Genomic DNA, 26421 nt, shown 5'->3' on the forward strand with positions numbered 1-26421 from the left:
TGGTCGGTATGGGGTTTAAATCGTTTTGAATGCAAATTTCGCGTTTCTAATTCGGTATAAGAATAATCGCGCCCTCAATGCGCCTCTTCCCAATTATCTCCCACACCCACTTCCGCCAATAGCGGCACATCCATCTCTCCCACCGCCGCCATGATTTCAGGCAGCCTGTGTTTTACGGTGTCTAATTCGGTTTGCGGCACTTCTAGCACCAGTTCGTCGTGCACTTGCATAATCAATTTACTCTCCAAATTATCTGAAGCCAGCCAGTGTTGCACATCAATCATGGCGCGTTTAATCAAGTCGGAGGCGGTGCCTTGCATGGGGGCGTTGATGGCGGCGCGTTCGGCACCGGCGCGTTCGTTGCCGTTGCTGCTGTGGATGCCGGGCAGGTATAGGCGGCGGCCGAATAGGGTTTCCACATAGCCTTGGGCTTGCGCTTGCTCTTTGGTGCGCTGCATATAGTCGGCCACGCCGGGATAGCGGGCGAAGTAGCGGTCGATAAAGTTTTTGGCAGCGAGGTTGTCGATACCCAGTGATTTGGCCAGGCCGTATTGGCCCATGCCGTAAATCAGGCCGAAGTTGATGGTTTTGGCATAGCGGCGCTGCTCGCTGCTCACGGCTTCGGGGGCGATGCCGAATACTTCGGCGGCGGTGCGGCGGTGGATGTCTTCGCCGTGGTTAAAGGCGTTGATTAAGGTTTGGTCGCCGCTGAGGTGCGCCATAATGCGCAATTCGATTTGCGAGTAGTCGGCCGACACCATCAGGCTACCTGAAGGGGCGATAAAGGCGCGGCGCACGCGGCGGCCTTGTTCGGTACGGATGGGGATGTTTTGCAGGTTGGGGTTGTTGCTGGCCAGCCGCCCGGTGATGGCCACGGCTTGGGCATAGGTGGTGTGCACGCGGCCACTGGCGGGGTTGATGAGCTGCGGCAGTTTGTCGGTATAGGTAGATTTGAGTTTGGCTAGGCTGCGGTTTTGCAAAATCAGCTGCGGCAGCGGGTAGTCTAGCGCCAGCTTTTCCAGCACGGCTTCGTTGGTGGAAATGCCGCCGGAGGCGGTTTTTTTAAGGCCGTTGGTGGGGATGCCCATTTTGTCGAACAGGATTTCCTGCAATTGTTTGGGCGAATTGAGGTTAAACGGCTGCCCGGCCAATTCATAAGCCTGCTGCTCTAGGGTGATTAGTTCGCTGCCCAGCTCGTGGCTTTGCTGCGCCAGCTCGTGCTTGTCAATCAACACGCCGGTGCGCTCCATTTGAAACAGCACTTGCGCCACCGGCAGCTCCATGTCGGTGTACATGGCCAATTGGGCGACGTCCATTTGGGCGCGCAAATGCGCTTCGATGCGCAGGGCGAAGTCGGCGTCTTGGCAGGCGTAGGTGGTAGCGTCGGCCAGTGCCACATCGGCAAACGAAATCTGCTTGGCGCCTTTGCCGCACAGGTCTTCGTATTTGATGGTATTCAAGCCCAAATGGCGTTCGGCCAATTCATCCAAGCCATGCCCCAAATGGCTTTCCACAATATAAGAAGCCAGCATGGCATCGCCGGCAATGCCGCCCAAGGTGAGCTGGTAATTGGCCAGAATATGTTGGTCGTATTTGAGGTTTTGGCCGATTTTGGCCGGGGTTTCAGCGGCTAGGAATGGTTTCAGGCAGCCTAATACGGTGTTAAGCGGTAATTGTTCGGCCACGGCGGTGAGGCTGTGCCCCAGCGGAATATACACGGCTTCGCCGGGTGCGAAGGCGATGCTGATGCCCACCAGTTGGGCATTCATGGCGTCTAGGCTGGTGGTTTCGGTGTCAAAGCCGATGGTGTCGGCGGCGGCCAAGCGGGCGCACAGGGTGTCTAGCTCGGCTTGGGTGGTGATGGCTTGATAGCTTAACTCGGCGGGTGCAGCGGCCGGTGCCTTGCTTTCAGGCTGCCTGAAGGCTTCGGCGGGCGGTTTGTTGTCCGCAGCAGCGGCAAATAAATCACCGCTCTGCCCTTGCTGTGCCGCTTCCGCCAGCCGGGTTTGCGCTTCTTTTAGCCAAGTGCGGAAGCCCAATTGCTGGAAATGGTGGCTCAAGGCCGCCCAGTCGGGGCTTTGGCGACGCAGATTCTCCAGCCCTTGCGGCAGCTCGGCCTGTAAATCGACATCGGTTTTCAGGGTAATCAGTTGGTAAGACAGCGGCAAATGGCTTAAGGCTGCCTGAAGGTTTTCGCCCACTTTGCCTTTGATGTCGGCGGCGTGGGCCATAATGTTGTCTAAAGTTTGATATTCGGCCAGCCATTTTACGGCGGTTTTGGGGCCGCATTTGTCCACGCCGGGCACGTTGTCCACCTTATCGCCAATCAGCGCCAAATAGTCGATGATTTGCTCGGGGCGCACGCCGAATTTGCCCACCACGCCATCAATATCCAGCGTTTCGTTGGACATGGTGTTCACTAAGGTGATGTGTTCGTTGACCAATTGCGCCATGTCTTTGTCGCCGGTGGAGATCACCACTTGCAAGCCTTGTGCTTCGGCCTCGCGCGCCAGCGTGCCGATGACATCATCGGCTTCCACGCCCGGCACCGCCAGCACCGGCCAACCCATCAGCGCCACCAATTCGGGCAACGCTGCCGCCTGCGGGCGCAAATCATCGGGCATGGGCGGGCGGTTGGCCTTGTAGGCCGGGTACAGCGCATGGCGGAAATTATCGCCCTTGGCATCAAATATGCAGCAGGCGTAGTCGTGCGCCACATCCATGCGCAGGCGGCGCAACATATTGAGCACGCCGTACAGCGCGCCGGTGGGCATGCCGCTGGGGCTGGAAAGCTGCGCCATGGCGTGATAGGCTCGGTATAAATATGAAGAGCCGTCTACCAGCAATAAGGTTTTCTGCATGGTGGTTTCCTGCGGCTGCCGGTGTTTTCAGGCAGCCTTTAATGTGAAAATAATGTGGGCGCAGCCTATGGCTGCACCTGAATAAAGAAAGGTTGGCCGATGTCTTTATCCACCAAACTCCCCGAGCCGATGCTCACCGACGAAGCTTTGCTGAATGTGCGTGCGCGCGAGTCATACCATTTGCTTAAAATCATGTCCGAATTTGTGGAAGCGGGCGAAGATTTGCGCGCCATCCAGCCGGCGGTAAGCATTTACGGCAGCGCACGCACGCCGGTGGATCACCCGATGTATGCGCTATGCGAGCAGCTTTCGCGCCAGCTTTCTGATGCCGGATTTTCGGTGATTTCCGGTGGCGGCCCCGGCATTATGGAAGCGGCCAACAAAGGCGCATTTTACGGCAAAAGCCCGGCGGTAGGGCTGAACATTGTGCTACCGCACGAGCAAAACCCCAATCCGTATCAGGATTTGTCGGTAAAGTTCAACCACTTTTTCCCGCGCAAGGTGATGTTTGTAAAACACGCCATTGCCTATGTAGTGCTGCCCGGCGGCTTTGGCACGCTGGACGAATTGTTTGAAAGCCTTACTTTGGTGCAAACCGGCAAAACACCGAACCGGCCGATTATTCTGGTGGGGCAAAGCTTTTGGGCTGGCTTACTCGATTGGCTGCACGAGCAATTACTGGGCAACGGCTATATCGGCGCGGCAGACATGGATTTAATCCAAATCATCGACGAGCCGGAAGCCATTGTGCGCTGCGTGTTTGAGCACTACGAGCGCTGCGGCACCGGCTTATGCGTACCGGGCAATGGCGACAATAGCTGGATTTTGAGCTTGTAGTGATTTGCGGCATTTTATCCGGCATTAAAACATTTTCAGGCAGCCTTGGAATGAATACCAAGGCTGCCTGAAAGTATTTCAACCCTAAATTTAATCTTGCTTTAATGCCGTCGGATGTTGTCGGCGCAAAGTTTCCAGTTCATCCAGTAATTGCAGAATCAGCGCCGTGGCGGCGGCACTGGCATCAAAATCACGGTGGATGCGCCCGGCGCGGCGGATGCGTGCCAAATGCAGGCTGCTGTAACGCGCTTGTGCCGGGCTGCCGTTGATGCTGATCACTTCTTCTTCAATCAGCTGCACCACCCAGTCGGCACCGCCGCCGCAGGCGCGCACCAGCTCGTCAAAACTCAGGTCAATGTCGGTATAAGTTTGTGTCATTTTGTTTGTCCTTATGCTTGAGTGCCCGGGTTAAAGCCGGCATAGTGCGCCGAGAGCGCCTGCCAGGCAGCCTTGTCGGCGTCGGTGTGGCAGCCGGGCAAAACCATGCTCAATACGAGGTATAAATCACCCGCCTCTTTAGCCGGAATACCGCGGCCTTTAAGGCGGATTTTCTGGCCGGCACGGCTATTAGCAGGCAGGTTTACCGCCAACATGCCGTTGGGTGTGGCCACATTGATTTTTTCGCCCAAAGCTGCCTGCCACGGGGCTACCTGAACGGTTTGGTAAACGTCTTTGCGGTTTTCCACATGCAGGTGTTCATCGGCATGAAAGCGGATTTTCAAATACAAATCCCCTGCCTCACCGCCGTTAAAACCGGGCAAGCCTTGTTTGGCCAGGCGGATTTGCTGGCCTTCGCTAATGCCTTTGGGAATTTTCACATTCAGGGTTTTGCGGGTGTAACTCATGCGCCCTTGTTCGTCTAGCGTGGGCATGTCTAGGCTTAAGCTGCGTTCGGCACCGTGATAGGCCGCGCTGATGTCGATGCTCAGCTCGGCATGTTGATCTTCGCCTGCCATCGGCCCGCTGGCCGGGCGCTCGTAAGCGCCGCGCGCACTGCTGCCAAAAGCAGAGAAAATATCGTCAAAGCGGAAGTCGCCGCTGCCAAACGGCCCTTGCTGGCCGAAATGCTCATGGCGAAACGGCTGGCCGTTATCATAGCCGCCATAATCATAGCCTTGCGGCCCATGACCTTGCTGTTGCGCATGGGCGTAAGGATTGTCGAGCATGGCGTTGTATTCGGCGCGCTTTTCTTCGTCTTTTAGCGTGTTGTAGGCCAGATTAAGCTGGCTGGTTTTTTCATCGGCATCCGGGTCGGTGCTTACATCGGGGTGATATTGGCGCACCAGCTTGCGGTAGGCTTTTTTAATGTCGGCGGCACTGGCGCTTCTGTCTACCCCCAGCACCTCGTAATAATTGGGTTGCGTCATGGATATTCCTTATCTTGTGGCTCATCAATTGGCAGTAGCCATGATGAGATTTGCGGTTTTAAATTTTACACTTCCAGATGGTAGCCATACGGCAAAATTTAAAGGGCTGGGCTGCCTGAAAAACAATAAAAAACCTATCGCCCTTCTAAACATCTGTTTTTGCCGTTCAGGCAGCCTTTCTTAATACAACTTTACATTAAATTTTGATTAACCAAATAAACTCAGCCGTACTCGGTTTATGTTTGTTTTTATTCCAAAATAAGCCATATATTTTCTTTTTTGTTGCATTTTGTTGTTAGTAGAAAATAAAACGCGCCGCCATGTGCGGAAAATCACCGTGTATTTGCTCAAAAAAACATTGCCCTTTGCTGGCTAGACTGGTACGATTTACACATAAATACAGTATGTTGCAGTGCAATATAACGCCTTACTTATTCGGCACTGCCGGAATTTACCGCTATCAGCCTGAATTATTTTGCATTTTTTGTTTTGATGACACCGTATTTTGTTGTAAAACGAAAATATACCGCTGTTGGCTCAACCGTGTTTGATTCAATTTACCGTAGAAAAGGATGATCACCATGTCGAGTGAATTCAATGATATCGACCCCATTGAAACCCAGGAATGGTTGGATGCGCTCAGTTCTGTCCTCGAAAATGAGGGCTCGGAACGGGCGCATTATTTATTGGAACACATGGTGCGCTACACCCGCCGCCGCGGCGTGCATTTGCCGTTTGATGCCACCACTGCCTATTTGAACACCATTCCGGTGGGCAAAGAGCAAAAATCACCCGGCAATCACGAGCTGGAGCACCGCATCCGTTCGATTATCCGCTGGAATGCCGCCGCCATGGTACTGCGTGCCGGCAAAAAAGATCTGGAGCTCGGCGGCCATATCGCCTCGTTCCAATCTGCCGCCACCCTTTACGATGTGGGCTTCAACCACTTCTGGCGTGCCAAAAACGGTGATGAAGAAGGCGATTTGGTGTTTGTACAAGGCCACAGCGCGCCCGGCATTTACGCCCGTGCCTTTATGGAAGGCCGCCTCAGCGACGACCAATTGGACCACTTCCGTCAAGAAGTCGACGGCAAAGGCCTGCCTTCTTATCCGCATCCGTGGCTGATGCCCGATTTCTGGCAATTCCCCACCGTATCCATGGGCTTAGGCCCGTTGATGGCGATTTATCAAGCCCGTTTCCTTAAATATCTGGAATCCCGCGGCTTGGCCAAAACCAAAAACCGTAAAGTGTGGGTGTTCTGCGGCGACGGCGAAATGGACGAACCAGAAAGCTTGGGCGCCATCTCCTTGGCTTCGCGCGAAGGCTTGGACAACCTGATTTTTGTGATTAACTGCAATCTGCAACGCTTAGATGGTCCGGTGCGCGGCAACGGCAAAATCATCCAAGAGCTGGAAGGCGACTTCCGCGGCTCCGGCTGGAATGTATTGAAAGTGATTTGGGGCAGCCGCTGGGATGCGCTCTTGGCGCAAGACACCGACAATCTGCTTAAAAAACGCATGGAAGAATGCGTTGACGGCGACTACCAAACCTTCAAATCCAAAGACGGCGCCTATGTACGCGAGCATTTCTTCGGCAAATACCCCGAGCTGAAAGCCATGGTGGCCAATATGTCCGACGAAGAAGTGTGGGCATTGAACCGCGGCGGCCATGATCCGCATAAAGTGTATGCCGCCTACCACGAAGCCACCACCAATGCCAATGGCCGCCCCACCGTGATTTTGGCCAAAACCATTAAAGGCTACGGCATGGGTGCCGCCGGTGAAGGCCAGAATATCGCCCACCAAGCCAAAAAAATGGACATCGAGTCGCTGAAGAAATTCCGCGACCGCTTCGGTATCCCGGTTTCCGACGCCGAAATGGAAACCAACCTGCCCTATTTCCGCCCCGCCGACGACAGTCCGGAAATGAAATACCTGCAAGAGCGCCGCGCCGCATTGGGCGGCTACCTGCCCCAGCGCCAGCCCAACACCGAGCCCTTGCCGATACCGGCACTGGACGTTTTCGATGCCCAGCTCAAAGACAGCGGCGACCGCGCTTTCTCCACCACCATGGCGTTTGTGCGCATTTTGGGCACCTTGCTCAAAGACAAGCAAATCGGCAAACGCATCGTGCCGATTGTGCCCGATGAAAGCCGCACCTTCGGCATGGAAGGCATGTTCCGCCAATACGGCATCTGGAACCCGAAAGGTCAAACCTACACCCCGCAAGACCACGACCAATTGATGTTCTACAAAGAATCCAAAGACGGCCAAATGCTGCAAGAAGGCATTAACGAGCCGGGTGCCATGAGCTCTTGGATTGCCGCGGCCACCAGCTACGCCAACAGCAAATACGCGATGATTCCGTTTTACATCTACTATTCCATGTTCGGCTTCCAGCGCATCGGCGACTTGGCTTGGGCGGCGGGCGATATGCGCGCACGCGGCTTTATGCTCGGCGGCACCGCCGGACGCACCACACTCAACGGCGAAGGCCTGCAACACGAAGACGGCCACAGCCAAATTCAGGCCGATTTGATTCCTAACTGCATCTCCTACGATCCCACCTATGCCTACGAATTGGCGGTGATTGTGCAAGACGGCCTGCGCCGCATGTATGTGGATCAAGAAGACGTGTTCTACTACATCACCGTAATGAACGAAAACTACACCCACCCGGCCATGCCCGAGCGTGAAGGTGTGGCAGAAGAAATTCTCAAAGGCATGTATCTGCTCAAAGAAGGCGCAGGCGGCAAGCACAAAGTGCAGCTGATGGGCTCCGGTGTGATTTTGAACGAAGTGATTGCCGCAGCCGCACTGCTCAAGCAAGACTTCGATGTGGATGCCGATATTTGGAGCGTTACTTCCTTCAACCTGTTGCACCGCAACGTAATGGAAGTAGAACGCTACAACCGCCTGCATCCCACCACCACCCAGCAAACCGCCTTTGCCACCGCGCAAATGCAAGGCCGCCAAGGCCCCGTGGTGGCTGCCACCGACTACATTCGCAGCTTTGCCGAGCGCATCCGCAACGCCATCCCCGCACCTTACATTGTGCTGGGCACCGATGGCTTCGGCCGCAGCGATTCCCGCGAAAACCTGCGCGACTTCTTTGAAGTAGACCGCTACCACGTGGCCGTGGCCGCATTAAACGGCTTGGCCGAAATGGGCGAAATCAGCAAAGAAGTGGTGCAGCAGGCCATCGACAAATACGCCATCAAAGCCGATGTAGAGCCGAGCTGGAAACGCTAAGGCCGTTCAGGCAGCCTGACCAAACCACAGGCTGCCTGAAAGTATTTAAAGACGCGAACACCATGCAGGCTGCCTAAAACAACCTGCCAAAAAGGACAGAGCGATGAGTCAGATCGTAGAAATCAAAGTACCGGACATCGGCGGTCATACCGATGTGGATGTGATTGATGTGGCGGTAAAAGCGGGCGACACCGTGGCCGTAGACGACACCTTAATCACCTTAGAAACCGACAAAGCCACCATGGACGTACCGGCAGACACCGCCGGGGTGGTGAAAGAAGTTAAAGTAAGCGTGGGCAGCAAAGTATCCGAAGGCAGCGTAATTGTGCTGGTGGAAAGTGCTGCTGCGGCCGCCACAGCGGCACCCGCCGCTGAAGCCGCAGAGCCTGCGCCCGCCACCGCCGCCGAGCCCGCACCCGCAAGCGGCAGCAGCAGCGTACAGATTGCCGTGCCCGATATCGGCGGCCACGACAATGTGGATGTGATTGCGGTGGAAATCAAAGTGGGCGATACCGTAGCGGTAGACGACACCTTGATTACACTGGAAACCGACAAAGCCACCATGGACGTGCCCGCCACCGCCGCCGGCACCGTTACCGCCGTACACATCAAAGTGGGCGACAAAGTATCCGAAGGCAGCCTGATGGTAGATGTGGCCGCTAGTGGTGCTGCTGCTACCGCGCCCGCCGTACCGGCTGCCGCCAGCAATACCCCCGCTCCAGCCCCGGCGGCACCTGCTGCCGCACCGGCGCCCGCTGCGACCAGTAGCGCTACACCGCATGCGCCTTTCGGCGCCACCCCGATTAACGAACAAAGCTTTGCCAAAGCCCATGCCGGTCCGTCTACCCGCAAGCTGGCGCGTGAGCTGGGCGTGGATTTGGGCCAAGTATCCGGCTCCGGCCGCAAAGGCCGCATCACCGGTGAAGACGTTAAAGCCTTTGTGAAGAGCGTGATGCAAAAAGGCGCCAGCGCCGGTGCCGCCGCAGCTTCTTTGGGCGGCGGGCTGGACTTGCTGCCATGGCCAAAAGTGGATTTTGCCAAATTCGGTGAAATCGAAATTAAAGAGCGCACCCGCATCCAGAAAATTTCCGGCCAAAACCTGGCGCGCAACTGGGTGATGATTCCGCATGTAACGCATCAGCTTGATGCCGACATGACCGATTTGGAAGAATTCCGCAAACAACTCAACAAAGAATGGGAGCGCGAAGGCGTTAAAATGTCGCCCTTGGCCTTTATCATCAAGGCCAGCGTGAAAGCTTTGCAGCAATTCCCCGAATTCAATTCCTCGCTGGATGGCGACAATTTGGTGTTGAAAAAATACTTCCACATCGGCTTTGCCGCCGACACTCCCAACGGCTTGGTGGTGCCGGTGATTAAAGACGTGGACAAAAAAGGCCTCAAACAAATCAGCATCGAATTGGGCGAATTGAGCAAAAAAGCCCGCGAAGGCAAACTCAAACCGCAAGAAATGCAAGGCGCCTGCTTCACCATTTCCAGCTTGGGCGGCATTGGCGGCACCGGCTTCACCCCGATTGTGAATGCGCCGGAAGTGGCCATTCTGGGCGTGTGTAAATCGCAAATCAAACCGGTGTGGAACGGCAAAGAATTTGCCCCGCGCCTGATGTGCCCGCTGAGCCTATCGTTCGACCACCGCGTGATCGACGGCGCCGCCGGTATGCGCTTTGCCGTTTACCTAGCCGACTTACTGGCCGATTTACGCCGTATGGTGGTGTAAAGCTGTGCGAGGCTGCCTGAAAGTAATAAACAATCTTTCAGGCAGCCTCAAATCCTATTGAGAGGTGACAGAATGAGCTTAATCGAATTAAAAGTACCCGATATCGGCGGCCATGAAAATGTGGACATCATTGCCGTAGATATCAAAGTTGGCGACAGCGTGGCCGTAGAAGACACGCTGATTACACTGGAAACCGACAAGGCCACCATGGATGTGCCCGCCGAAGTGGCCGGGGTGATTAAAGAAGTGCGGGTAAAAGTGGGCGATAAAATTTCCGAAGGCGGCGTGATTGCGGTGGTAGAAGCCGCAACGGCCGCTGCCGAAGCGCCCAAAGCCGAAGCAGCTGCGCCAGCACCCACCACACCGGCACCGCAAGCGGCAGTTGCACCGCAAGCCGCCAATTTCTCCGGCAATGCCGATGCCGAATACGATGTGGTGGTGTTGGGTGGCGGCCCCGGCGGCTATTCTGCTGCCTTTGCCGCCGCCGATCAAGGCCTGAAAGCCGCCATTGTGGAGCGCTACGCCACCTTGGGCGGCGTGTGTCTGAATGTGGGCTGTATCCCTTCTAAAGCCCTGCTGCACAATGCCGCCGTGGTAGACGAAGTGAAACACCTAGCCGCCAACGGCATTAAATACCCCGAACCAGAAATCGACATCGACCTTTTGCGCGGCTACAAAGACAAAGTGATTGCCAAAATGACCGGCGGCTTGGCCGGCATGGCCAAAGCCCGCAAAGTGGACATTATCCGCGGCAACGGCCAATTTGTGGGTGCCAACCACCTGCAAGTGGCGCTCACTCAAGGCAACGGCAGCGAAGAAAGCGGCGAGCAAAAAACCATTGCCTTTAAAAACGCCATCATCGCCGCCGGCAGCCGCGTGTTGCATTTGCCGTTTATCCCGCAAGACCCGCGCATTGTCGACTCCACCGGCGCACTGGAGCTGAAATTTGTGCCCGAGAAAATGCTGATTATCGGCGGCGGCATTATCGGCCTAGAAATGGGCACCGTATACAGCACCTTAGGCGCGCGCCTAGATGTGGTGGAAATGATGGACGGCCTGATGCAAGGCGCCGACCGCGATATGGTGAAAATCTGGCAAAAGATGAACGAGCACCGTTTCGACAACATCATGCTCAACACCAAAACCGTGGCCGTAGAAGCGCGTGACGACGGCATTTACGTCACCTTCGAGGGCAGCAAAGCGCCGGCCGAGCCCGTGCGCTACGATATGGTGCTGGTGGCCGCCGGGCGTGCACCCAACGGCAAGCTGATTGGCGCCGAAAACGCCGGTGTGGCGGTGAGCGAACGCGGCTTTATCGAAGTTGACAAACAAATGCGCACCAATGTGCCGCACATCTATGCCATCGGCGATATTGTCGGCCAGCCGATGCTGGCGCACAAAGCCGTGCACGAAGGCCATGTGGCCGCCGAAAACTGCGCCGGACACAAAGCCTATTTCGACGCACGGGTGATTCCGGGCGTGGCCTATACCGACCCTGAAGTGGCGTGGGTGGGCGTAACCGAAGAGCAGGCCAAGCGCGATGGCATCAACATCACCAAATCGGTGTTCCCTTGGGCTGCTTCCGGCCGCGCCGTGGCCAATGGCCGCAGCGAAGGCGCTACCAAGTTGATTTTTGATGCCGCTTCCGGCCAAATCATCGGCGGCGCCATTGTGGGCACCAATGCGGGCGATATGATAGGCGAAATCTGCCTGGCCATCGAAATGGGCTGCGATGCCGAAGACATCGGCCGCACCATCCACCCGCACCCCACTCTGGGCGAAAGCATCGGCATGGCCGCCGAAGTGGCCATGGGCGTGTGCACCGACTTGCCGCCGCAACGGAAAAAATAAACCGCTGCACCGCAATTAAAGGCTGCCTGAAACTGGTTTTAATCGGTTTCAGGCAGCCTTTTTATCTATAATACAAAAACCTAAATCAGCGACATGGTTAAAAATATTTAACCCAGCCACTTTACCCTTGTGCTAAAACCACAGCAACCCCATATACTCGGCTATGCGAGCCACTGCTGCCCTTAATATGGAGATTTCCATGAACAAAACCGATGAATTCCAGCGCAAATTCCAACAACGCCGCTTAAACGAAGGCCGTTTTTTGCATAAACTCAAAACCTATGCCTTCCGCTTGGGGCAGCCGGCCATCAAGCAATTGTATGCGCTTTACTTTCTGTTTAAAGCACCCACCACGCCCAAACGCAGCAAGATGATTATTGTGGGTGCGCTGGTTTATTTTCTCAGCCCCATTGACGCCATTCCCGACCTGCTCGGCCCCTTAGGCTTTAGCGACGACTTAGCCGTGATTGCGCTGGTTTACGCCCAGTTTAAAGCGTTTATGACCGACGACATTATTGCCCGGGCACAAGCGGCGGCTGAGCGTTTGCTGCACTAATATCAATTCGAAAAAAATAACCTAACTGCGTTGGCTCGCCTTAGCGCAAAGCGAACGACTTTGTACGGTGCTAAAGCGCCAACAAACTCTGTTCCGTACTGGGTGTACTGTCTTCGGCTCAGCTCAAAGAGAACGATTTACTAGAGTGCTGAAGCACTAAGTAAATCAGTTCCGCCTTGTTATCTTATTTTTTCGAATTGATATAATACCGGCGGCACTATTGGCATTGCTTTTCAAAGCCAACAAAATATTTCAGGCAGCCTCCATAGTAAAACCACACCTTGATTGAATAAATCAAGGTGTGGTTTTATTTGAATCATCTCAAAGCCGATTTATGGCTCATCTCCACCCAAAATCATCGAGCCCACGCCTTGGTTGGTGAAAATTTCCAGTAACAAAGCGTGTGGCACGCGCCCGTCAATAATGTGGGTGGCTTTCACGCCGTTGATGGCCGCATCCACCGCCGAGCTGATTTTGGGCAACATGCCGCCGTGCAAAGTGCCGTCGGCAATCAACTCGTCGATGCGCGCGGGCGTTAAATTGGTGAGCAAGTTGCCTTCTTTATCCAGCACGCCGCTAATGTTGGTCATCATAATCAGCTTTTCGGCACGCAATTCCTCGGCCAGTTTGCCCGCCACCACATCGGCGTTGATATTAAACGCCTCACCCTGGCGGCCTACGCCAATCGGCGCCACCACCGGAATATAGCCGTGCTCTACCATCCCGCGAATCAGGCCGGTGTCGATGCTTTCCACTTGCCCTACTTGGCCGATGTCCACGCCGTTGCGTTCGGGCGTGTTGATAAACATTTTCTTGGCCTTGATAAAATGGCTGTCGCGCCCGGTAATGCCCACTGCGCGGCCGCCGTGTTGGTTGAGCAAAGAAGTAATTTCCTTGTTAACGTGGCCGCCGAGCACCATTTCCACAATGTCCATGGTTTCGCTGTCGGTAACGCGCATGCCCTGCACAAACACGCCCTCTTTGCCCACTTTATTGAGCAAATCGTTAATTTGCGGGCCGCCGCCGTGCACCACCACCGGGTGGATGCCCACCAACTTAAGCAGCACCACGTCTTTGGCAAAGCCTTCTTTCAGCGCCGGATCGGTCATGGCGTTGCCGCCGTATTTGATCACAATGGTGCTGCCGGAAAACTGCCGGATATAGGGCAGCGCTTCGGCCAAAATGGCGGCTTTTTGGCCGGCCTCGATTTTATCCATCATTTACTCCTCACAACCATACTGAGAACAATACGGTTTTATTTTTCAGGCAGCCTGAAATCCTGCAGCCTATATTCTGATTTTCGATTGTTGCACAAACAACACATTCAGGCTGCCTGAACAACCAATGCCACCACGAAAAAAGCGGCTGTGCATTCACAGCCGCTTTCTATCACATTTGATTGTTTATTTAAACATGTTTTTGAGCAATGCACCGCCGATGCTGGCCAAATCCACGCCATGAGCCTCGCCAGCATCGCCGTTGGGCGTCATCTGGTCGATGATTTTAGGCAGGTATTGCGCCAACAAATCACTGGCATCGCTGCCGTTGATGCCCACTTTGGCCGCCACTTGGTTGAGCAAATCGCCGCCCAGTGCAGACTCCACTTGCTGGCCGGAAACGGCTTCGTTGCCGCCGGTGGAAATCCACGATTGCAAGGCACCGGCCAAGCCGTTTTGCTGCAATGTATTCATCAAATTGCCCACACCGCCGGATTTCTCAATCAGCTGCAACACCAGCTGAACGGCTGTGTTTTGCTGCTGGTTGCCGCCGCCCAGGGCTGCGCCCAATAACGAATCCAACAATCCCATGATGTTTTTTCCTTTTACTTTTTGTTTCCATAACAAAATAAATCAAACCTGCCATCATCGGTTTCCGATGGCACGGCGGTGAGCTTAAGCCATATTGCGTGTTACGGCAAGGCAGATATTGGCGGCAGGCGGCCATTAAACCGGCCTACGGCACCGGTTTCAAAAAACGTGTGCAAAATTGCCTGTGCCGCCACTTGGTCGAGCACGGCTTTTTGTTTGCGGCCAAACACCTGCGCTTCGGCCAATAGGCTGGCGGCCAGCACCGAGCTTAGGCGCTCGTCCACCCAATACACCGGCAAGCCGAAGCGCCCGTGCAGGCGGTGGCCGAAGCGGCGGCATAAGGCGGTGGTTTCGTGTTCGCTGCCGTCCACATGCACCGGCAAACCCACCGCCAGCTGGCGCGGCTGCCATTCGGCAATCAGGCGGCCGATTTGCTCGAAACGCGCTTCATTGCTGCTGGCGCTGATGGTGAGCAAGGGGTGAGCGGTGCCCACTTCGGCATCGCCTTCGGCCACCCCGATGCGGGCGAGGCCAAAGTCAAACGCCAGTGTGGTGCCGGTGGGTGCCGGTAAATGAGCGGCCTCAGGCATGGCCGGCGGCTCCGCTTAATTGTGCCAAGTCCACGTTTAACAGCTTGATGGCGGCCTGATAACGCTGATCATAAGGCAGGTCGAACAAAATCTGCGTGTTGGCCGGGGCGGTGAGCCAAGCGTTGTCGGCCAGCTCTTGCTCCAATTGCCCGGCACGCCAGCTCGAATAGCCGATGGTGACCACCGCTTTATCCACTTCGCCGTCTTTGGCCAGCCCGGCAATAATGTCGCGCGAGGTGGTCATGGCGATGTAATCGGTAACCAACAGGCTGCTTTCCCACGAGCCCACCGGCGTGTGCACCAAAAAGCCACGATCCACCTGCACCGGGCCGCCCATCATCACCCATTCATTGCAAAAGCGCTCGGGGGTGGCGGTTTTGGCGGCATCAAACAGCAAATCCATGGTCACCGGCGAAGGCTTGTTAATCACAATGCCCATGGCGCCGTCTTCGCCGTGCTCGCACACATACACCACGCTGCCGGCAAAAAAAGGGTCGTCCATGCCGGGCATGGCAATCAAAAACTGGTTGGTCAATGAAAATGGGGTGGCAATAGGCGTCATAAGGGTGGGCTTTATGGCTGAAATGGTTGGGGTGATGTCTGCACCGTATATAAGGGCGGCAATTGAGTTTCTCAAGCAAACCCTCTTATAATAAGCGGTTTCAGGCAGCCTTGCGTTGTTCACCGGGCTGCCTCAGTTTAAACGCGAAAGGCTTACCGTGTCATTGACCAAACCGATTGTGCTGCTGATTCTGGACGGCTTCGGCCACCGCACCGAAGGCGCAGACAATGCGCCGCTGCTGGCGGCCACCCCTAATCTGGATCGCTTGAAGCAAGATTACGCCTACGGCACCATCGACGCCTCCGAGCGCATGGTGGGCTTGCCCACAGGCCAGTTTGGCAATTCCGAAGTAGGCCATTTGAATATTGGCGCCGGACGCGTGGTGCCGCAAGACATCACCCGCATCGACATGGCCATGGAAGACGGCAGCCTCGCCGCCAACCCCGCTCTCACCGCCGCCTGGCAAGTGCCCAATAAAACCGTGCATTTGCTGGGGCTGTTTTCCGATGGCGGCGTGCACAGCCACATCGAGCACTTTTTTGCCGTGTTGGATGCCGCCGTGGCCGCGGGCATGGCCAAAATCGTGGTGCATCCGTTTTTGGACGGCCGCGATACCCCGCCGCAAAGTGCCACACCTTATTTGCAACGCCTAGAAGACTATATGGCCGCGCATCCGCAAGTGATTACCGGCAGCGTGGTCGGCCGTTTTTACGCCATGGACCGCGACAACCGCTGGGAGCGGGTGCAGGCAGCCTATCAGGCTTTGCTGGGCACAGCACCGTTTCAGGCAGCCTCGCCGCTGGCCGCGCTTCAGGCAGCCTATGCGCGCGGCGAAAACGACGAATTCGTACAAGCCACCCTGATTAACCCCGCTGGTGCAATTCAAAGCGGCGATGCAGTGCTGTTTCTGAATTTCCGTGCCGACCGCGCCCGCGAGCTGACCCAAGCGCTTACCTGGCCTGAATTCAACGGCTTTGCGCGCCCGCAAGCGCCGCACCTAGGTTATTTTGCCAGCATCACCCGCTACGGCACCGCTTATACCAATCCGGTATTGTTTGCCGCACAAAGCATCCACAATGGCTTGGGCGAATTTTTATCTGCCCAAGGCTTCAGCCAATTGCGCATTGCCGAAACCGAAAAATACCCGCACGTTACCTATTTTTTCAGCGGCGGGCGCGAAGAGCCTTATCCCGGCGAAGAGCGCATTCTGGTGCCTTCGCCCAAAGTGGCCACCTACGATATGCAGCCGGAAATGAGCGCTGCCGAAGTGGCGGCGCAGATTGTGAGCAGCATTGAGCAGCGCCGCCACGACATGATTATCTGCAATTTCGCCAACGGCGATATGGTGGGCCACACCGGTGATTTAAACGCCGCCATCAAAGCGGTGGAAACGCTCGACACCTGCGTGGGGCAAATTGTTCAGGCAGCCTTAAGCGCCGGTGGCGAAGTGCTGATTACCGCCGACCACGGCAATTGCGAACAAATGTTCGACCACGGCAACGGCCAACTGCACACCCAACACACCACCAACCCGGTGCCGTTTCTGTATGTCGGCCGAGCAGCCAAGATTAAAAGCGGCGGCGCACTCAAAGACATCGCCCCTTCTTTACTGGCCATGCTGGGTGTAAACCCACCGCCGGAAATGAGCGGCCAAAACCTGATTGAATTGAGCCGCTAAACCATGAAAATACTGCCCGCAGCCGTTATCAGCGCTTGGCTATTGGCCGTCAGCGCCCCTTTGCTGGCCGAGCCCAAGCCCGGCGATTTAAAAGACGTGCAAAAAGCCATTTCGGCGGCACAACAGCAAATCCGCCAAACCGGCAACGAACAAAAAGCGGTAGACGGCAAATTGGCGCAAACCCGCAGCCAATTGGATGCCGCCCAAGCCGAGCTCACCCGCTTGAATAAACAGCACAGCCAAGCGCAACAGCAATTGCAGCAGCTGCAAACCCGGCTGGAGCAGCTCAAAACCGACATCGGCGGCGCACAAGCACAAGTGGCACGCCTGCTCAACGCCCACTACCGCAACCGCCAACCAAATGCGGTGATGCTGTTTTTACAGCAAACCGAAGCCGCCGACAAAGGCCGCCACTTGCAATACATGCGCTACCTAAACCGCGCCAATGAGCAAGTGATTGCCAAACTGCACAGCCAACAGCAAGCGCTGGCCAAACAGCAAAGCCAGGTAGACCAACAATTCCGACAGCTGGCGCAATTACAGCAGCAGCAACAACGCCTGTTGGGCAGCCTGGGTAAAAAACAGCAACAGCAGCAACAGCAAAGCCAAGCCTTGGCCAGCCAGCTCAACCAGCAAAGCCAAACCTTGGCCGAGCTCAGAGACGATGAAAAGCGCCTCAATCGCTTAATCCAGCAGCTGGCGGTGCAAGCCGCCGCCAAACGCAAAGCCGAAGCCGAAGCACGGCGGCTGGCAGCACAAAAGCGCGCCCAAGCACTGGCCGCCGCTCAACAAGCTCAAGCCACCACTCCGCCTGCCGCTACGGCCAACAAGAGCACCCCGCCCACCTCCACCCTCACCGCCGAAGATTTGGCCTTACAGCCACCGCCCGACAGCGGCCAAGATGTGCACCAGCCGGCCGGATTCTCGCGTTTGCAAGGGCAAATGCGCCGCCCGGTGAGCGGCAACATCGCCGGCCAGTTCGGCCAAAGCCGCCCCGAAGGCGGCACCTGGAAAGGGCTGTTTATCAGCACCCCGCCGGCCACCGTGCACAGTATTGCCGCCGGTGACGTGGCCTATGCCGCCGCCTTGCAAGGCTACGGCAACACCGTGATTGTGGATCATGGCGATGGCTATTTAAGCATCTATACCGGCCTTTCCGGCATCGACGTGCGCGCAGGCAGCCGCGTGAGCGCCCGCCAAAGCTTGGGGCGCAGCGGCCGTATTCCCAGCGGCGACAACGGCCTGTATTTCGAAATCCGCTACCGCAACCAAGCCATGAACCCTTTATCGTGGTTAAGCTAAAACAAAAAAAGCCCCTGCATTAGCAAATATTTACTTGTGAATACTTGCCCCCTTTACAGAAATTTCATAAGCTGTGCCGGTTTTGCGGCTGCCTGAAGATAATTCAGGCAGCCTGCACATTAACGGCACGGACACACAAAGAAAGAACACTTGGTTATGGCCAAACCCACATTAAAAAAAATCGCCCTGTACAGCTTAGGTGCCTTTAGCGGTGCCCTGCTCACCTTGAGCATCCAAAGCTATGCCAACGAGCAAAAAGAAGTGCTGCCGGTGCAATCCATCCGCACCATGGCCGAAGTGTATGGCCAAATCAAAGCCAATTATGTTGAGGATAAAAGCGACGACGAAATTCTGGAAGGTGCCATGAAAGGCATGGTATCCAACCTAGATCCCCATTCAGAATACATGACCCTAAAAGACTATGGTGACTTGAAAGAAAACACCACCGGCGAATTCGGCGGTTTGGGCATGGAAATCGGCAGTGAAGACGGCTTTGTTAAAGTGGTGGCGCCAATTGAAGACACCCCGGCCGAACGCGCCGGTGTCAAAAGCGGCGACATCATCGTGAAAATCAACGAAGAATCCACCCGCGGCATGACCACCACCGAAGCGGTGAAAAAAATGCGCGGCAAGCCCGGCACCAAAATCACCCTCACCTTGTCGCGCAAAGACGAAACCCAGCCGATTGTGGTACACCTCACCCGCGCCATCATCAAAGTAAAAAGCGTGCGCCACCACTTGCTGGAGCCGGGCTACGGCTATGTGCGCATCACCCAATTCCAAGAGCGCACCGTTCCCAGCCTAGTGGAGTCGATTCAAGCGCTAACCAAAGAAAACCAAGGCTCGCTGAAAGGCTTGGTGCTCGATTTGCGTGACGACCCGGGCGGCTTACTCAACGGCGCCGTGGGCGTGTCGGCAGTATTTTTGGAGCACGGGGCCAAAGTGGTAAGCACCAAAGGGCGCGACAAACAAGCGGGCATGAACTTAAGCGCCGTGCCGCAAGACTATATGATGTCCAACAGCAGCAGCGACCCCCTAATCGGCCTGCCTGCGGAAATCAAAAACATCCCCATTACCGTGCTCACCAATTCTGGCTCGGCTTCGGCATCTGAAATTGTGGCCGGTGCCTTGCAAGACCACAAACGGGCGGTGATTGTGGGCACGCAAAGCTTTGGCAAAGGCTCGGTGCAAACCGTGCTGCCCTTGTCGAACGGCGGCGCCGTCAAACTCACCACCGCCTTATACTACACCCCCAACGACCGCTCGATTCAGGCACAAGGCATCACCCCGGATGTGGAAGTGCAAGACAAAAGCCGCAAATTTGAAAGCCGCGAAGCCGATTTGGGCGGCCACCTGAGCAACCCCTTGGGCGGCACCGAAGTGAAAGGCAATTTGTGGCAAGACGACACCCCGGCCAAAGACAATGCCGCTTCTGAAGCAGCCAGCGCTCCTGCCAGTAAAGAACAGGGTGCCAAAGCCGAAACCGAAGACAAAGATGACATCCTCAGCCGCCGCATCCCCAATCCGGCCAAAGATGCCCAATTGCGCAAAGCGCTGGATCTGATTAAAGACCCGGCCCAATGGCAAAAATCACTGGGCTTGGCGGCTAAAAAACCGGCACCGAAAAAAGCCAAAGCAGAATAAAGCCTTCTGAGTTAAGTGAAAAGCAAACGCCTGCATCTGCAGGCGTTTGCTTTTGGTTTACTGAGCACCTATCTACGCAGGTGTGACATATTTTTTAAGGCTGCCTGAACGATAAAATAAAACCGGATTCGACAATCCATTGATATTTCAGGCAGCCCTATAAGGGCGGGCTTAATGCCCGCCCCTACAAAACACATTGCCCTGCTTGGCTGAATTTAAGCTTCTTCTTCGCTGCGCTCGCTGCGGATTACCAACAGCGGCAAGCGGGTTTCGCGCATCACGGTTTCGGCAAAGCTGCCCATCAGCAAATGCATCAGGCCGCTGCGGCCATGGGTGCCCAGCACCAACAAATCGGCGCCCTGCTGCTCGGCGTAGTCCACCAACATTTGCGCCATTTCGCGTGCGCCCTTATTTGCCATCAGCAAATGGCGTTGTATTTTGCCTTCGCCCAGCACCGCTTGTGCACGGTGTTCGGCGGCATCCAACACGGTATTGCCTTCGGCCAGTGCCGCGGCCTCATAGCTTTCGTGTTGTAAAAATTCCGGCGCCAGCGCCATGTATTCGGCCGGATTGGCCACATTCACCAAGGTTAGCTGTGCATTTTCCACTTTGGCCAAACCCACGGCATGTGCCAAGGCGTTTTCGGAAGTATGGCTGCCGTCTACGGCCACAACCAGATGTTTGTACATTTAAGTGCTCTCCGTGTGGTGATGAAGTATTACGTTTGCCGCCGTTTTGGCGGACACATACAGTATAATACCGCGCCGGCTGCCTGTCGGCACTTGTTTATTGAATTTTGACCCAACGCAGATGACCGATTCCACTTCCATTTCCGCCAGCCGCCGCTTCGGCGGTATTGCCCGCCTCTACGGCGAGGCCGCTTTGCAACGCTTTGCTGCCGCCCATGTATGTGTGGTGGGCGTGGGCGGCGTGGGTTCGTGGGCAGTGGAAGCTTTGGCACGCAGCGGCATTGGCGCACTCACCTTGATTGATTTGGACAATGTGGCCGAATCGAATGTCAACCGCCAGCTGCATGCGCTCACCGATGCGTTCGGCATGCCCAAAGTAGACGCACTGGCCGCGCGCATCGCCCAAATCAACCCGCATTGCCGTGTGCATACGGTGGAAGATTTTGTTGACGAAAGCAATTTGCCCACGCTGTTTGCCCAGCGTTTCGACTTTGTGATTGATGCCATTGACCAAGTACGGGTAAAAGCGGCGATGGCGGCGCATTTTGTGGCGCAAGGGCAGGCTTTTGTGGTGTCTGGCGGTGCGGGCGGGCAAAAAGACGCCGGGCTGATTCAGGCAGCCGATTTAAGCCGTGTTACCCACGACCCCTTGTTGGCCAATCTGCGCTACACCTTGCGCCGCCGCCACGGCTTTAGCCGCGACACCCACGCCAAAATGCGCGTGCCGTGCGTGTATTCCACCGAAAACATCACCCCGCCGCCAAACAACAACGCCTGCGCCGCCGATGCCGCGCCGCAAGGCTTATCGTGTGCGGGCTATGGTGCGGCGATGGTGGTTACCGCCAGCTTTGGCTTGCGCTGTGCCCAAATCGGCTTGGAAGCCTTATGCACGCCGCCAACCTAGCCGCCACGCCGGCATCCGCCACGCCTACCGTGGCTTGGCTGTTTGGCCAGCCGGTGCTGGATGTGCCCGCCGATTTGTTTATTCCGCCCGATGCGCTGCAAGTGGTGTTGCAAAGCTTTGAAGGGCCGCTGGATTTGCTGCTGTATTTAATCCGCAAGCAAAACATTGATGTGCTCGACATCCCCATGCGCAAAATCACCGAGCAATATTTGGCCTATATTGCGCAAATGGACATGCGCGAGCTGGATCTCACCGCCGAATACCTGCTGATGGCGGCGGTGTTAATCGAAATCAAATCGCGCTTGCTGCTACCGCAACCACCGGCGGCCAACGAAGAAGAGGCCGACCCGCGCGCCGAGCTGGTGCGCCGCTTGCTGGCGTATGAACAAATGAAACTGGCTGCATTGGCGCTGGACGCACTGCCGCGTGCCGGACGCGATTTTGCCTGGGCATGGCTGCCGCTGGAAGTCAGCGCCACCGCAACGCCGCCGCAAGTGCAAGTGGCCGATTTAAGCCAGGCTTGGCTGGCCATTTTGGCGCGCGCCAGCCACCACCGCCACCACCAAGTGGTGCAGGAAACCTTGTCGGTACGCGCTCAAATGAGCAGCATCTTGCGCCGTCTGCAACAGCACCACAGTTGCCACTTTAGCGATTTATTTGGCCCAAGCGACAGTGCAGCGCTGGTGGTGGTGAACTTTATCGCCTTATTGGAGCTGGCCAAAGAAGGGCTGGTGCGCATTGTACAGACACAAAGCCAAGCCCCAATCGAAATTTACGCTGCCACCGCAGAAGCGCCGGCCTAAGCAACTTTCAGGCAGCCTTAAGTTAACAAAGGAAGCACCCATGCCACACAACCCCCTCGTTTTCAACGCCCTATTCCAACACTACAGCATTCTGCCGCATTGCCGGGCGCTGGGCTTTCGTCGTGAAGCCGTGGGTAGCGACCACTTGCCGGTGATGAGCGCTCCTTGGCGCGAAGATTTGGTGGGCAATACCGACAGTCGCACCGTGCACGGCGGCGTGATTACCACCTTGGTAGACGTGGTCTCCGCCAGCGCCGTGGCCGCACGCTTGCCCGACTTTGAAGTGCTGGCCACATTAGACATGCGCATCGACTATATGCACCCGGCCACCCCGGGCGACCGTGTGTATGCCAAGGCCGAATGCTACCGCTTAGCCGGGCAAGTGGCGTTTGTGCGCGCCCATTGCTACCAACACAACGAAGCCGACCCGATTGCACTGGGCACCGCCGCCTTTATGCGCACCCCCTTGCCCGCCGCCGACAAAGCCGCCCTCCAACACTATTTGCAACAAGAGTGGCAACAGGAGCAAAGCCGATGAACACCACTTTCCATCCCAACACCGAATTAAGCGCCTGGGCACACCAACACATGCCCTATGCCGAATTTATCGGCCTGCAAATGGGGCACGATGCCGACGGCGCCTTGCTGTTTGCCCTGCCCTTTATCCGGCAAAACATCGGCAATGTCTTTTTGCCCGCCTTGCACGGCGGCTTAATCGGCGGCTTTCTTGAAAGCGCGGCCGCCTTATTTTTACGCCACAGCGCCGGATTGGCCCAAATGCCCAAAATGGTGGATTTTTCACTGGATTACCTGCGCAGCGGCAAAGCAGAAACCTGCTACGCCCGCTGCATCCTCACCCGCCAAGGCAGCCGCATTGCCAATGTGGCGATTGAAGGCTGGCAGGCCGACAGCAGCAAACCGATTGCCGTGGCGCGGGCGCATTTCCAAATGCCGCAGGCTACCTGAAACGGTTTTCAGGCAGCCTTAATCAGCCCTTGATGCCGCCATAGCCAAACGGCATGCAAACATGTACGATAGGGCAAAATTTGCACCCGCCAAACTGTTTGGTATTATTCCAGCAAAACAATATCCCTCAGCAAAACCGGCCGCGCCGGTTTTAATGGGTGGTATGCACACCAAAGGCCGCCCATGTCTGCACCCAGCCACCGCCCCGCCATCGTGCAATCCCTGCTCGACACCGATTTATACAAATTCACCATGCTGCAAGTGGTGCTGCACCAGTTTCCGCAAGCGCACGGTGTGTATGAATTCCGCTGCCGCAACAACGACCAAACCGTCTACCCACTGGCCGACATCAAAGACGAGCTGGAGCTGGAGCTGGATCGGCTGTGTGAGATTAAATTCCGCGATGACGAGCTAGCCTATCTGCGCAGCCTGCGCTTTATCAAAAGCGACTTTGTCGACTATCTGGAGTTGTTCCAGCTTAAACGCCGCTTTATCCACGTGAGCATTGATGCGCAAAACCGCCTCAATATCCGCGTGGAAGGCCCCATCATTCAGGCAATGTTTTTTGAGATTTTTGTGTTGTCGATTGTGAACGAGCTGTATTTCCGCCGCATCGAAACGCCCGACACCTTGGCCGAAGGCCAGCGCCGCCTCGAAGCTAAAGCCGCATTGCTGCACCGCTACGCCGCCGAGCAAAAACCCAACGAGCCGCCATTTTTGGTGTCCGATTTCGGCACCCGCCGCCGCTACACCTTTGCCTGGCAAGAGCATGTGGTGCGCACCTTGCATGAAGCTGCGCCGGAAATCGTGCGCGGCACCAGCAATGTGTATCTGGCCAAAAAACTCAACATCACCCCCATCGGCACCATGGCGCACGAATTTCTGCAAGCCTTCCAAGCGCTGGATGTGCGCCTGCGCGACTTCCAAAAAGCCGCACTGGAAACCTGGGTACACGAATACCGTGGCGACTTAGGCATTGCGCTTACCGATGTGGTGGGCATGGACGCCTTTTTGCGCGACTTCGACCTCTACTTTGCCAAACTGTTCGACGGCCTGCGCCACGACAGCGGCGACCCCTACATCTGGGGCGACAAAGCCTACGCCCACTACCAAAAGCTCAAAATCGACTCGCGCACCAAAATGCTCACCTTCAGCGACGGCCTCGATATCGAACGCTCTTGGGCCTTGCACCAGTATTTTAAAAGCCGTTTCAAAACCAGCTTCGGCATCGGCACCAACCTCACCAACGATTTAGGCCACACCACGCTCAACATCGTGCTTAAGCTGGTGGAGTGCAACGGCCAATCGGTGGCCAAAATTTCCGACACCCCGGGCAAAACCATGTCCGACAACAGCACTTTCTTGGCCTATTTGCGCCAAGTATTTGAAATTCCGGAAGTGATTGAATAAGCGCTGGCTCATCTTTCAGGCAGCCTATATCCGCTTTGGGCAATATATAAGGCTGCCTGAAAACGGCAATGGCATAGGATGTGCCTTAGCGCATCGGGTTTTACAATAACGGCTATTTTCAGGCAGCCTTAAATCATCAACCCCAAACACCTTAAACCATGAACGATAAATCCACCGAAGGCATGCGCCTAGACAAATGGCTGTGGGCGGCCCGTTTTTTCAAAACCCGCGCCCTGGCGCAAAAACACATTGAGCTTGGGCGCGTGCAAGTCAACGGCGCCAAAGTGAAAAACAGCAAAACCATTGTGCCGGGCGATGAAATCCAGCTCACCCTCAATTCGCTGCCGTATAAAATCACCGTGCTGCAACTGAACCACATGCGCCGCCCCGCAGTCGAAGCCCAGCAGCTCTACCGCGAAGACGCCGCCGTGGCTGCCGCACGGGCGCAGCAAAAAGAAACCGACAAAGCCAGCCGCATCAGCGCTGCCTACCCCGATGGCCGCCCCACCAAACGCGACCGGCGGGATTTGGATAAAGTCAAACGCAGCTGGGAATAACCGCAACACCAAACTAAGGCTAAGAGCCTGTTTACAATCTTTTGTTGTGCTGCTTTCAGCGCAGAAACAGGCGCATGCTGCGTTAAAAATGCACGCCAAATCCTGCTTTGGCTGTGCTTTTTACCTTACCTGCACCCGTTTCTGTACTAAAATCGGCTACAAAAAAGATCGTAAACAAACTCTAAAGGAAAACATCATGCGTTGGGAAAACCGCAGACAAAGCAGCAATGTTGAAGACCGCCGCGGCATGAGCGTGGGCAAAAAAAGCACCGGCATTATCGGCATTATCGTGTTGCTGGTGGGCATGTACTACGGCGTGGATTTATCCGGCGTAGTGGGCACGCCGCAAATTGGTGGTGGCGGCGCACAGCCATCCACACTGGAAGCCAGCCAAGAAGCCCAGCTCAACCAAATTTCACGCGTGGTGCTGGCCGAAACCGAAGACAGCTGGGGCCAATATTTTGCCCGTCACAACCAGCGCTATGTGGCGCCTACCCTCGTGCTCTACACCGGCGCCACTCAAAGCAGCTGCGGCACCGGCCAAGCCGCCATGGGGCCGTTTTACTGCCCCAACGACCAAAAAGTGTATTTGGACTTGTCGTTTTATGAAGACATGAAAACCAAACTGGGCGCACAAGGGGGTGATGCCGCATTTGCCTATGTGATTGCCCACGAAGTTGGCCACCATGTGCAAAACCTGCTCGGCATCCTGCCCAAAGTGCACCAAGCACAACAACGCAGCAACCAAGCCCGCGCCAACCAGCTTTCTGTGCGCCTAGAGTTGCAGGCCGACTGCTTTGCCGGCGTGTGGGCCAGCCACGCCCAGCAAAACCAATTGTTTGAAGCCGGTGATATTGAGCGCGCCATGAACGCCGCCGAAGCCGTGGGCGACGACCGCATCCAGCAGCGCAGCCAAGGCTATGTGGTGCCCGATAGCTTCACCCACGGCAGCGCACAAGACCGTCAAACCTGGTTCCGCCGCGGCCTGCAGAGTGGCGATCCGGCGCAGTGCGATACGTTTAGCTAATTAAAATCAAATATTTGCATTTA

General features: G+C 55.9%; 24 protein-coding genes. 16 read left to right on the forward strand and 8 right to left on the reverse strand.

Annotated elements, in window-relative coordinates:
• Nucleotides 1–74: 74 nt before the first annotated feature.
• Nucleotides 75–2861 carry a DNA polymerase I gene (gene polA, locus JQU52_RS11250; RefSeq protein WP_230338577.1) on the reverse strand — a complete coding sequence of 929 codons (2787 nt, stop codon included), beginning with the start codon at nt 2859–2861 and terminating at the stop codon, nt 75–77.
• 99 nt (nt 2862–2960) lie between these two features.
• On the opposite strand from polA, the gene JQU52_RS11255 reads away from it, so the two are divergent.
• On the forward strand, nt 2961–3698 hold the full coding sequence (locus JQU52_RS11255; RefSeq protein WP_230338578.1) for an LOG family protein: 738 nt from the start codon (nt 2961–2963) through the stop codon (nt 3696–3698).
• 90 nt (nt 3699–3788) lie between these two features.
• Here JQU52_RS11255 and JQU52_RS11260 read toward each other — a convergent pair whose 3' ends face one another.
• Nucleotides 3789–4076 (reverse strand): chaperone modulator CbpM, encoded by a 288-nt coding sequence (locus JQU52_RS11260; RefSeq protein WP_230338579.1) that lies wholly within the window; start codon nt 4074–4076, stop codon nt 3789–3791.
• An 11-nt stretch (nt 4077–4087) separates the two neighbouring features.
• Nucleotides 4088–5065: a DnaJ C-terminal domain-containing protein gene (locus JQU52_RS11265; protein ID WP_230338580.1), complete on the reverse strand. Its 978-nt coding sequence runs from the start codon at nt 5063–5065 to the stop codon at nt 4088–4090.
• Here JQU52_RS11265 and JQU52_RS11270 point away from each other — a divergent pair.
• The 5 genes from JQU52_RS11270 to JQU52_RS11290 all read left to right on the forward strand — a co-directional run bounded on the left by JQU52_RS11270 (nt 5064) and on the right by JQU52_RS11290 (nt 12458).
• Complete coding sequence (locus JQU52_RS11270; protein ID WP_230338581.1) at nt 5064–5249, forward strand: hypothetical protein; 186 nt, start codon at nt 5064–5066, stop codon at nt 5247–5249. The genes JQU52_RS11265 and JQU52_RS11270 overlap by 2 nt on opposite strands.
• 397 nt (nt 5250–5646) lie before the next feature.
• On the forward strand, nt 5647–8316 hold the full coding sequence (gene aceE / locus JQU52_RS11275; RefSeq protein WP_230338582.1) for a pyruvate dehydrogenase (acetyl-transferring), homodimeric type: 2670 nt from the start codon (nt 5647–5649) through the stop codon (nt 8314–8316).
• Between the two features lie 103 nt (nt 8317–8419).
• Entirely contained in the window at nt 8420–10051 is a 1632-nt protein-coding gene (aceF, locus tag JQU52_RS11280; protein ID WP_230338583.1) for a dihydrolipoyllysine-residue acetyltransferase, read from the forward strand.
• 72 nt (nt 10052–10123) lie between these two features.
• On the forward strand, nt 10124–11902 hold the full coding sequence (lpdA, locus tag JQU52_RS11285) for a dihydrolipoyl dehydrogenase (RefSeq protein WP_230338584.1): 1779 nt from the start codon (nt 10124–10126) through the stop codon (nt 11900–11902).
• 199 nt (nt 11903–12101) lie between these two features.
• On the forward strand, nt 12102–12458 hold the full coding sequence (locus JQU52_RS11290; protein WP_230338585.1) for a YkvA family protein: 357 nt from the start codon (nt 12102–12104) through the stop codon (nt 12456–12458).
• 332 nt (nt 12459–12790) lie between these two features.
• Here JQU52_RS11290 and argB read toward each other — a convergent pair whose 3' ends face one another.
• The 4 genes from argB to JQU52_RS11310 form a co-directional block, all read right to left on the reverse strand.
• On the reverse strand, nt 12791–13678 hold the full coding sequence (gene argB / locus JQU52_RS11295) for an acetylglutamate kinase (protein WP_379060888.1): 888 nt from the start codon (nt 13676–13678) through the stop codon (nt 12791–12793).
• 183 nt (nt 13679–13861) lie between these two features.
• The gene (locus tag JQU52_RS11300; protein WP_230338586.1) at nt 13862–14266 is read right to left on the reverse strand and encodes a YidB family protein; all 405 of its coding nucleotides are present in this window, start codon (nt 14264–14266) and stop codon (nt 13862–13864) included.
• A gap of 101 nt (nt 14267–14367) precedes the next feature.
• Nucleotides 14368–14856: a Holliday junction resolvase RuvX gene (ruvX, locus tag JQU52_RS11305; RefSeq protein WP_230338587.1), complete on the reverse strand. Its 489-nt coding sequence runs from the start codon at nt 14854–14856 to the stop codon at nt 14368–14370.
• Nucleotides 14849–15418: a YqgE/AlgH family protein gene (locus tag JQU52_RS11310; protein WP_230338588.1), complete on the reverse strand. Its 570-nt coding sequence runs from the start codon at nt 15416–15418 to the stop codon at nt 14849–14851. Before JQU52_RS11310 ends, ruvX begins: the two co-directional genes overlap by 8 nt.
• Before the next feature lie 157 nt (nt 15419–15575).
• Between JQU52_RS11310 and gpmI the strand changes: the two genes are divergently transcribed.
• The 3 genes from gpmI to JQU52_RS11325 all read left to right on the forward strand — a co-directional run bounded on the left by gpmI (nt 15576) and on the right by JQU52_RS11325 (nt 20042).
• Nucleotides 15576–17096, forward strand: coding sequence for a 2,3-bisphosphoglycerate-independent phosphoglycerate mutase (gene gpmI, locus JQU52_RS11315; RefSeq protein WP_230338589.1), 1521 nt, complete (start codon nt 15576–15578; stop codon nt 17094–17096).
• Nucleotides 17097–17099: 3 nt separating this feature from the next.
• Entirely contained in the window at nt 17100–18398 is a 1299-nt protein-coding gene (locus tag JQU52_RS11320; RefSeq protein ID WP_230338590.1) for a murein hydrolase activator EnvC family protein, read from the forward strand.
• A 156-nt stretch (nt 18399–18554) separates the two neighbouring features.
• The gene (locus JQU52_RS11325) at nt 18555–20042 is read left to right on the forward strand and encodes a S41 family peptidase (protein ID WP_230338591.1); all 1488 of its coding nucleotides are present in this window, start codon (nt 18555–18557) and stop codon (nt 20040–20042) included.
• A 215-nt stretch (nt 20043–20257) separates the two neighbouring features.
• Here the strand turns inward: JQU52_RS11325 and JQU52_RS11330 are convergent, their stop codons facing one another.
• Nucleotides 20258–20731, reverse strand: coding sequence for a universal stress protein (locus JQU52_RS11330; RefSeq protein ID WP_230338592.1), 474 nt, complete (start codon nt 20729–20731; stop codon nt 20258–20260).
• A 121-nt stretch (nt 20732–20852) separates the two neighbouring features.
• Here JQU52_RS11330 and JQU52_RS11335 point away from each other — a divergent pair, with 121 nt between their 5' ends.
• The 7 genes from JQU52_RS11335 (at nt 20853) to ypfJ (ending at nt 26398) form a co-directional block, all read left to right on the forward strand.
• A complete protein-coding gene (locus JQU52_RS11335) occupies nt 20853–21635 on the forward strand; it encodes a tRNA threonylcarbamoyladenosine dehydratase (RefSeq protein WP_230338593.1) in 783 nt (260 codons plus the stop codon).
• Entirely contained in the window at nt 21617–22438 is an 822-nt protein-coding gene (locus JQU52_RS11340) for a segregation and condensation protein A (protein WP_230338594.1), read from the forward strand. The genes JQU52_RS11335 and JQU52_RS11340 overlap by 19 nt, the downstream gene beginning before the upstream one ends.
• 40 nt (nt 22439–22478) lie before the next feature.
• Nucleotides 22479–22976, forward strand: coding sequence for a PaaI family thioesterase (locus tag JQU52_RS11345; protein WP_230338595.1), 498 nt, complete (start codon nt 22479–22481; stop codon nt 22974–22976).
• Entirely contained in the window at nt 22973–23404 is a 432-nt protein-coding gene (locus JQU52_RS11350; protein WP_230338596.1) for a PaaI family thioesterase, read from the forward strand. Before JQU52_RS11345 ends, JQU52_RS11350 begins: the two co-directional genes overlap by 4 nt.
• 183 nt (nt 23405–23587) lie before the next feature.
• A complete protein-coding gene (gene pncB, locus JQU52_RS11355; RefSeq protein ID WP_230338597.1) occupies nt 23588–24814 on the forward strand; it encodes a nicotinate phosphoribosyltransferase in 1227 nt (408 codons plus the stop codon).
• 158 nt (nt 24815–24972) lie between these two features.
• On the forward strand, nt 24973–25371 hold the full coding sequence (locus JQU52_RS11360) for an RNA-binding S4 domain-containing protein (protein ID WP_230338598.1): 399 nt from the start codon (nt 24973–24975) through the stop codon (nt 25369–25371).
• A 196-nt stretch (nt 25372–25567) separates the two neighbouring features.
• A complete protein-coding gene (ypfJ, locus tag JQU52_RS11365) occupies nt 25568–26398 on the forward strand; it encodes a KPN_02809 family neutral zinc metallopeptidase (RefSeq protein WP_230338599.1) in 831 nt (276 codons plus the stop codon).
• The last annotated feature ends 23 nt before the right edge of the window (nt 26399–26421 follow it).

Origin of the sequence: Paralysiella testudinis, from assembly GCF_016894345.1 — a bacterium.
Classification (GTDB): Bacteria; Pseudomonadota; Gammaproteobacteria; order Burkholderiales; family Neisseriaceae; genus Paralysiella; species Paralysiella testudinis.

Coding starts and splice junctions, on each gene's coding strand:
- polA (WP_230338577.1), bottom strand. CDS start 2,861: ATGCAGAAAACCTTATTGCTGGTAGACGGCTCTTCATATTTATACCGA.
- JQU52_RS11270 (WP_230338581.1), top strand. CDS start 5,064: ATGGATATTCCTTATCTTGTGGCTCATCAATTGGCAGTAGCCATGATG.
- JQU52_RS11290 (WP_230338585.1), top strand. CDS start 12,102: ATGAACAAAACCGATGAATTCCAGCGCAAATTCCAACAACGCCGCTTA.
- JQU52_RS11325 (WP_230338591.1), top strand. CDS start 18,555: ATGGCCAAACCCACATTAAAAAAAATCGCCCTGTACAGCTTAGGTGCC.
- aceF (WP_230338583.1), top strand. CDS start 8,420: ATGAGTCAGATCGTAGAAATCAAAGTACCGGACATCGGCGGTCATACC.
- JQU52_RS11330 (WP_230338592.1), bottom strand. CDS start 20,731: ATGTACAAACATCTGGTTGTGGCCGTAGACGGCAGCCATACTTCCGAA.
- aceE (WP_230338582.1), top strand. CDS start 5,647: ATGTCGAGTGAATTCAATGATATCGACCCCATTGAAACCCAGGAATGG.
- JQU52_RS11345 (WP_230338595.1), top strand. CDS start 22,479: ATGCCACACAACCCCCTCGTTTTCAACGCCCTATTCCAACACTACAGC.
- JQU52_RS11340 (WP_230338594.1), top strand. CDS start 21,617: ATGCACGCCGCCAACCTAGCCGCCACGCCGGCATCCGCCACGCCTACC.
- JQU52_RS11350 (WP_230338596.1), top strand. CDS start 22,973: ATGAACACCACTTTCCATCCCAACACCGAATTAAGCGCCTGGGCACAC.
- lpdA (WP_230338584.1), top strand. CDS start 10,124: ATGAGCTTAATCGAATTAAAAGTACCCGATATCGGCGGCCATGAAAAT.
- ruvX (WP_230338587.1), bottom strand. CDS start 14,856: ATGCCTGAGGCCGCTCATTTACCGGCACCCACCGGCACCACACTGGCG.
- ypfJ (WP_230338599.1), top strand. CDS start 25,568: ATGCGTTGGGAAAACCGCAGACAAAGCAGCAATGTTGAAGACCGCCGC.
- JQU52_RS11310 (WP_230338588.1), bottom strand. CDS start 15,418: ATGACGCCTATTGCCACCCCATTTTCATTGACCAACCAGTTTTTGATT.
- JQU52_RS11360 (WP_230338598.1), top strand. CDS start 24,973: ATGAACGATAAATCCACCGAAGGCATGCGCCTAGACAAATGGCTGTGG.
- JQU52_RS11265 (WP_230338580.1), bottom strand. CDS start 5,065: ATGACGCAACCCAATTATTACGAGGTGCTGGGGGTAGACAGAAGCGCC.
- pncB (WP_230338597.1), top strand. CDS start 23,588: ATGTCTGCACCCAGCCACCGCCCCGCCATCGTGCAATCCCTGCTCGAC.
- JQU52_RS11255 (WP_230338578.1), top strand. CDS start 2,961: ATGTCTTTATCCACCAAACTCCCCGAGCCGATGCTCACCGACGAAGCT.
- JQU52_RS11335 (WP_230338593.1), top strand. CDS start 20,853: ATGACCGATTCCACTTCCATTTCCGCCAGCCGCCGCTTCGGCGGTATT.
- JQU52_RS11320 (WP_230338590.1), top strand. CDS start 17,100: ATGAAAATACTGCCCGCAGCCGTTATCAGCGCTTGGCTATTGGCCGTC.
- JQU52_RS11300 (WP_230338586.1), bottom strand. CDS start 14,266: ATGGGATTGTTGGATTCGTTATTGGGCGCAGCCCTGGGCGGCGGCAAC.
- JQU52_RS11260 (WP_230338579.1), bottom strand. CDS start 4,076: ATGACACAAACTTATACCGACATTGACCTGAGTTTTGACGAGCTGGTG.
- argB (WP_379060888.1), bottom strand. CDS start 13,678: ATGATGGATAAAATCGAGGCCGGCCAAAAAGCCGCCATTTTGGCCGAA.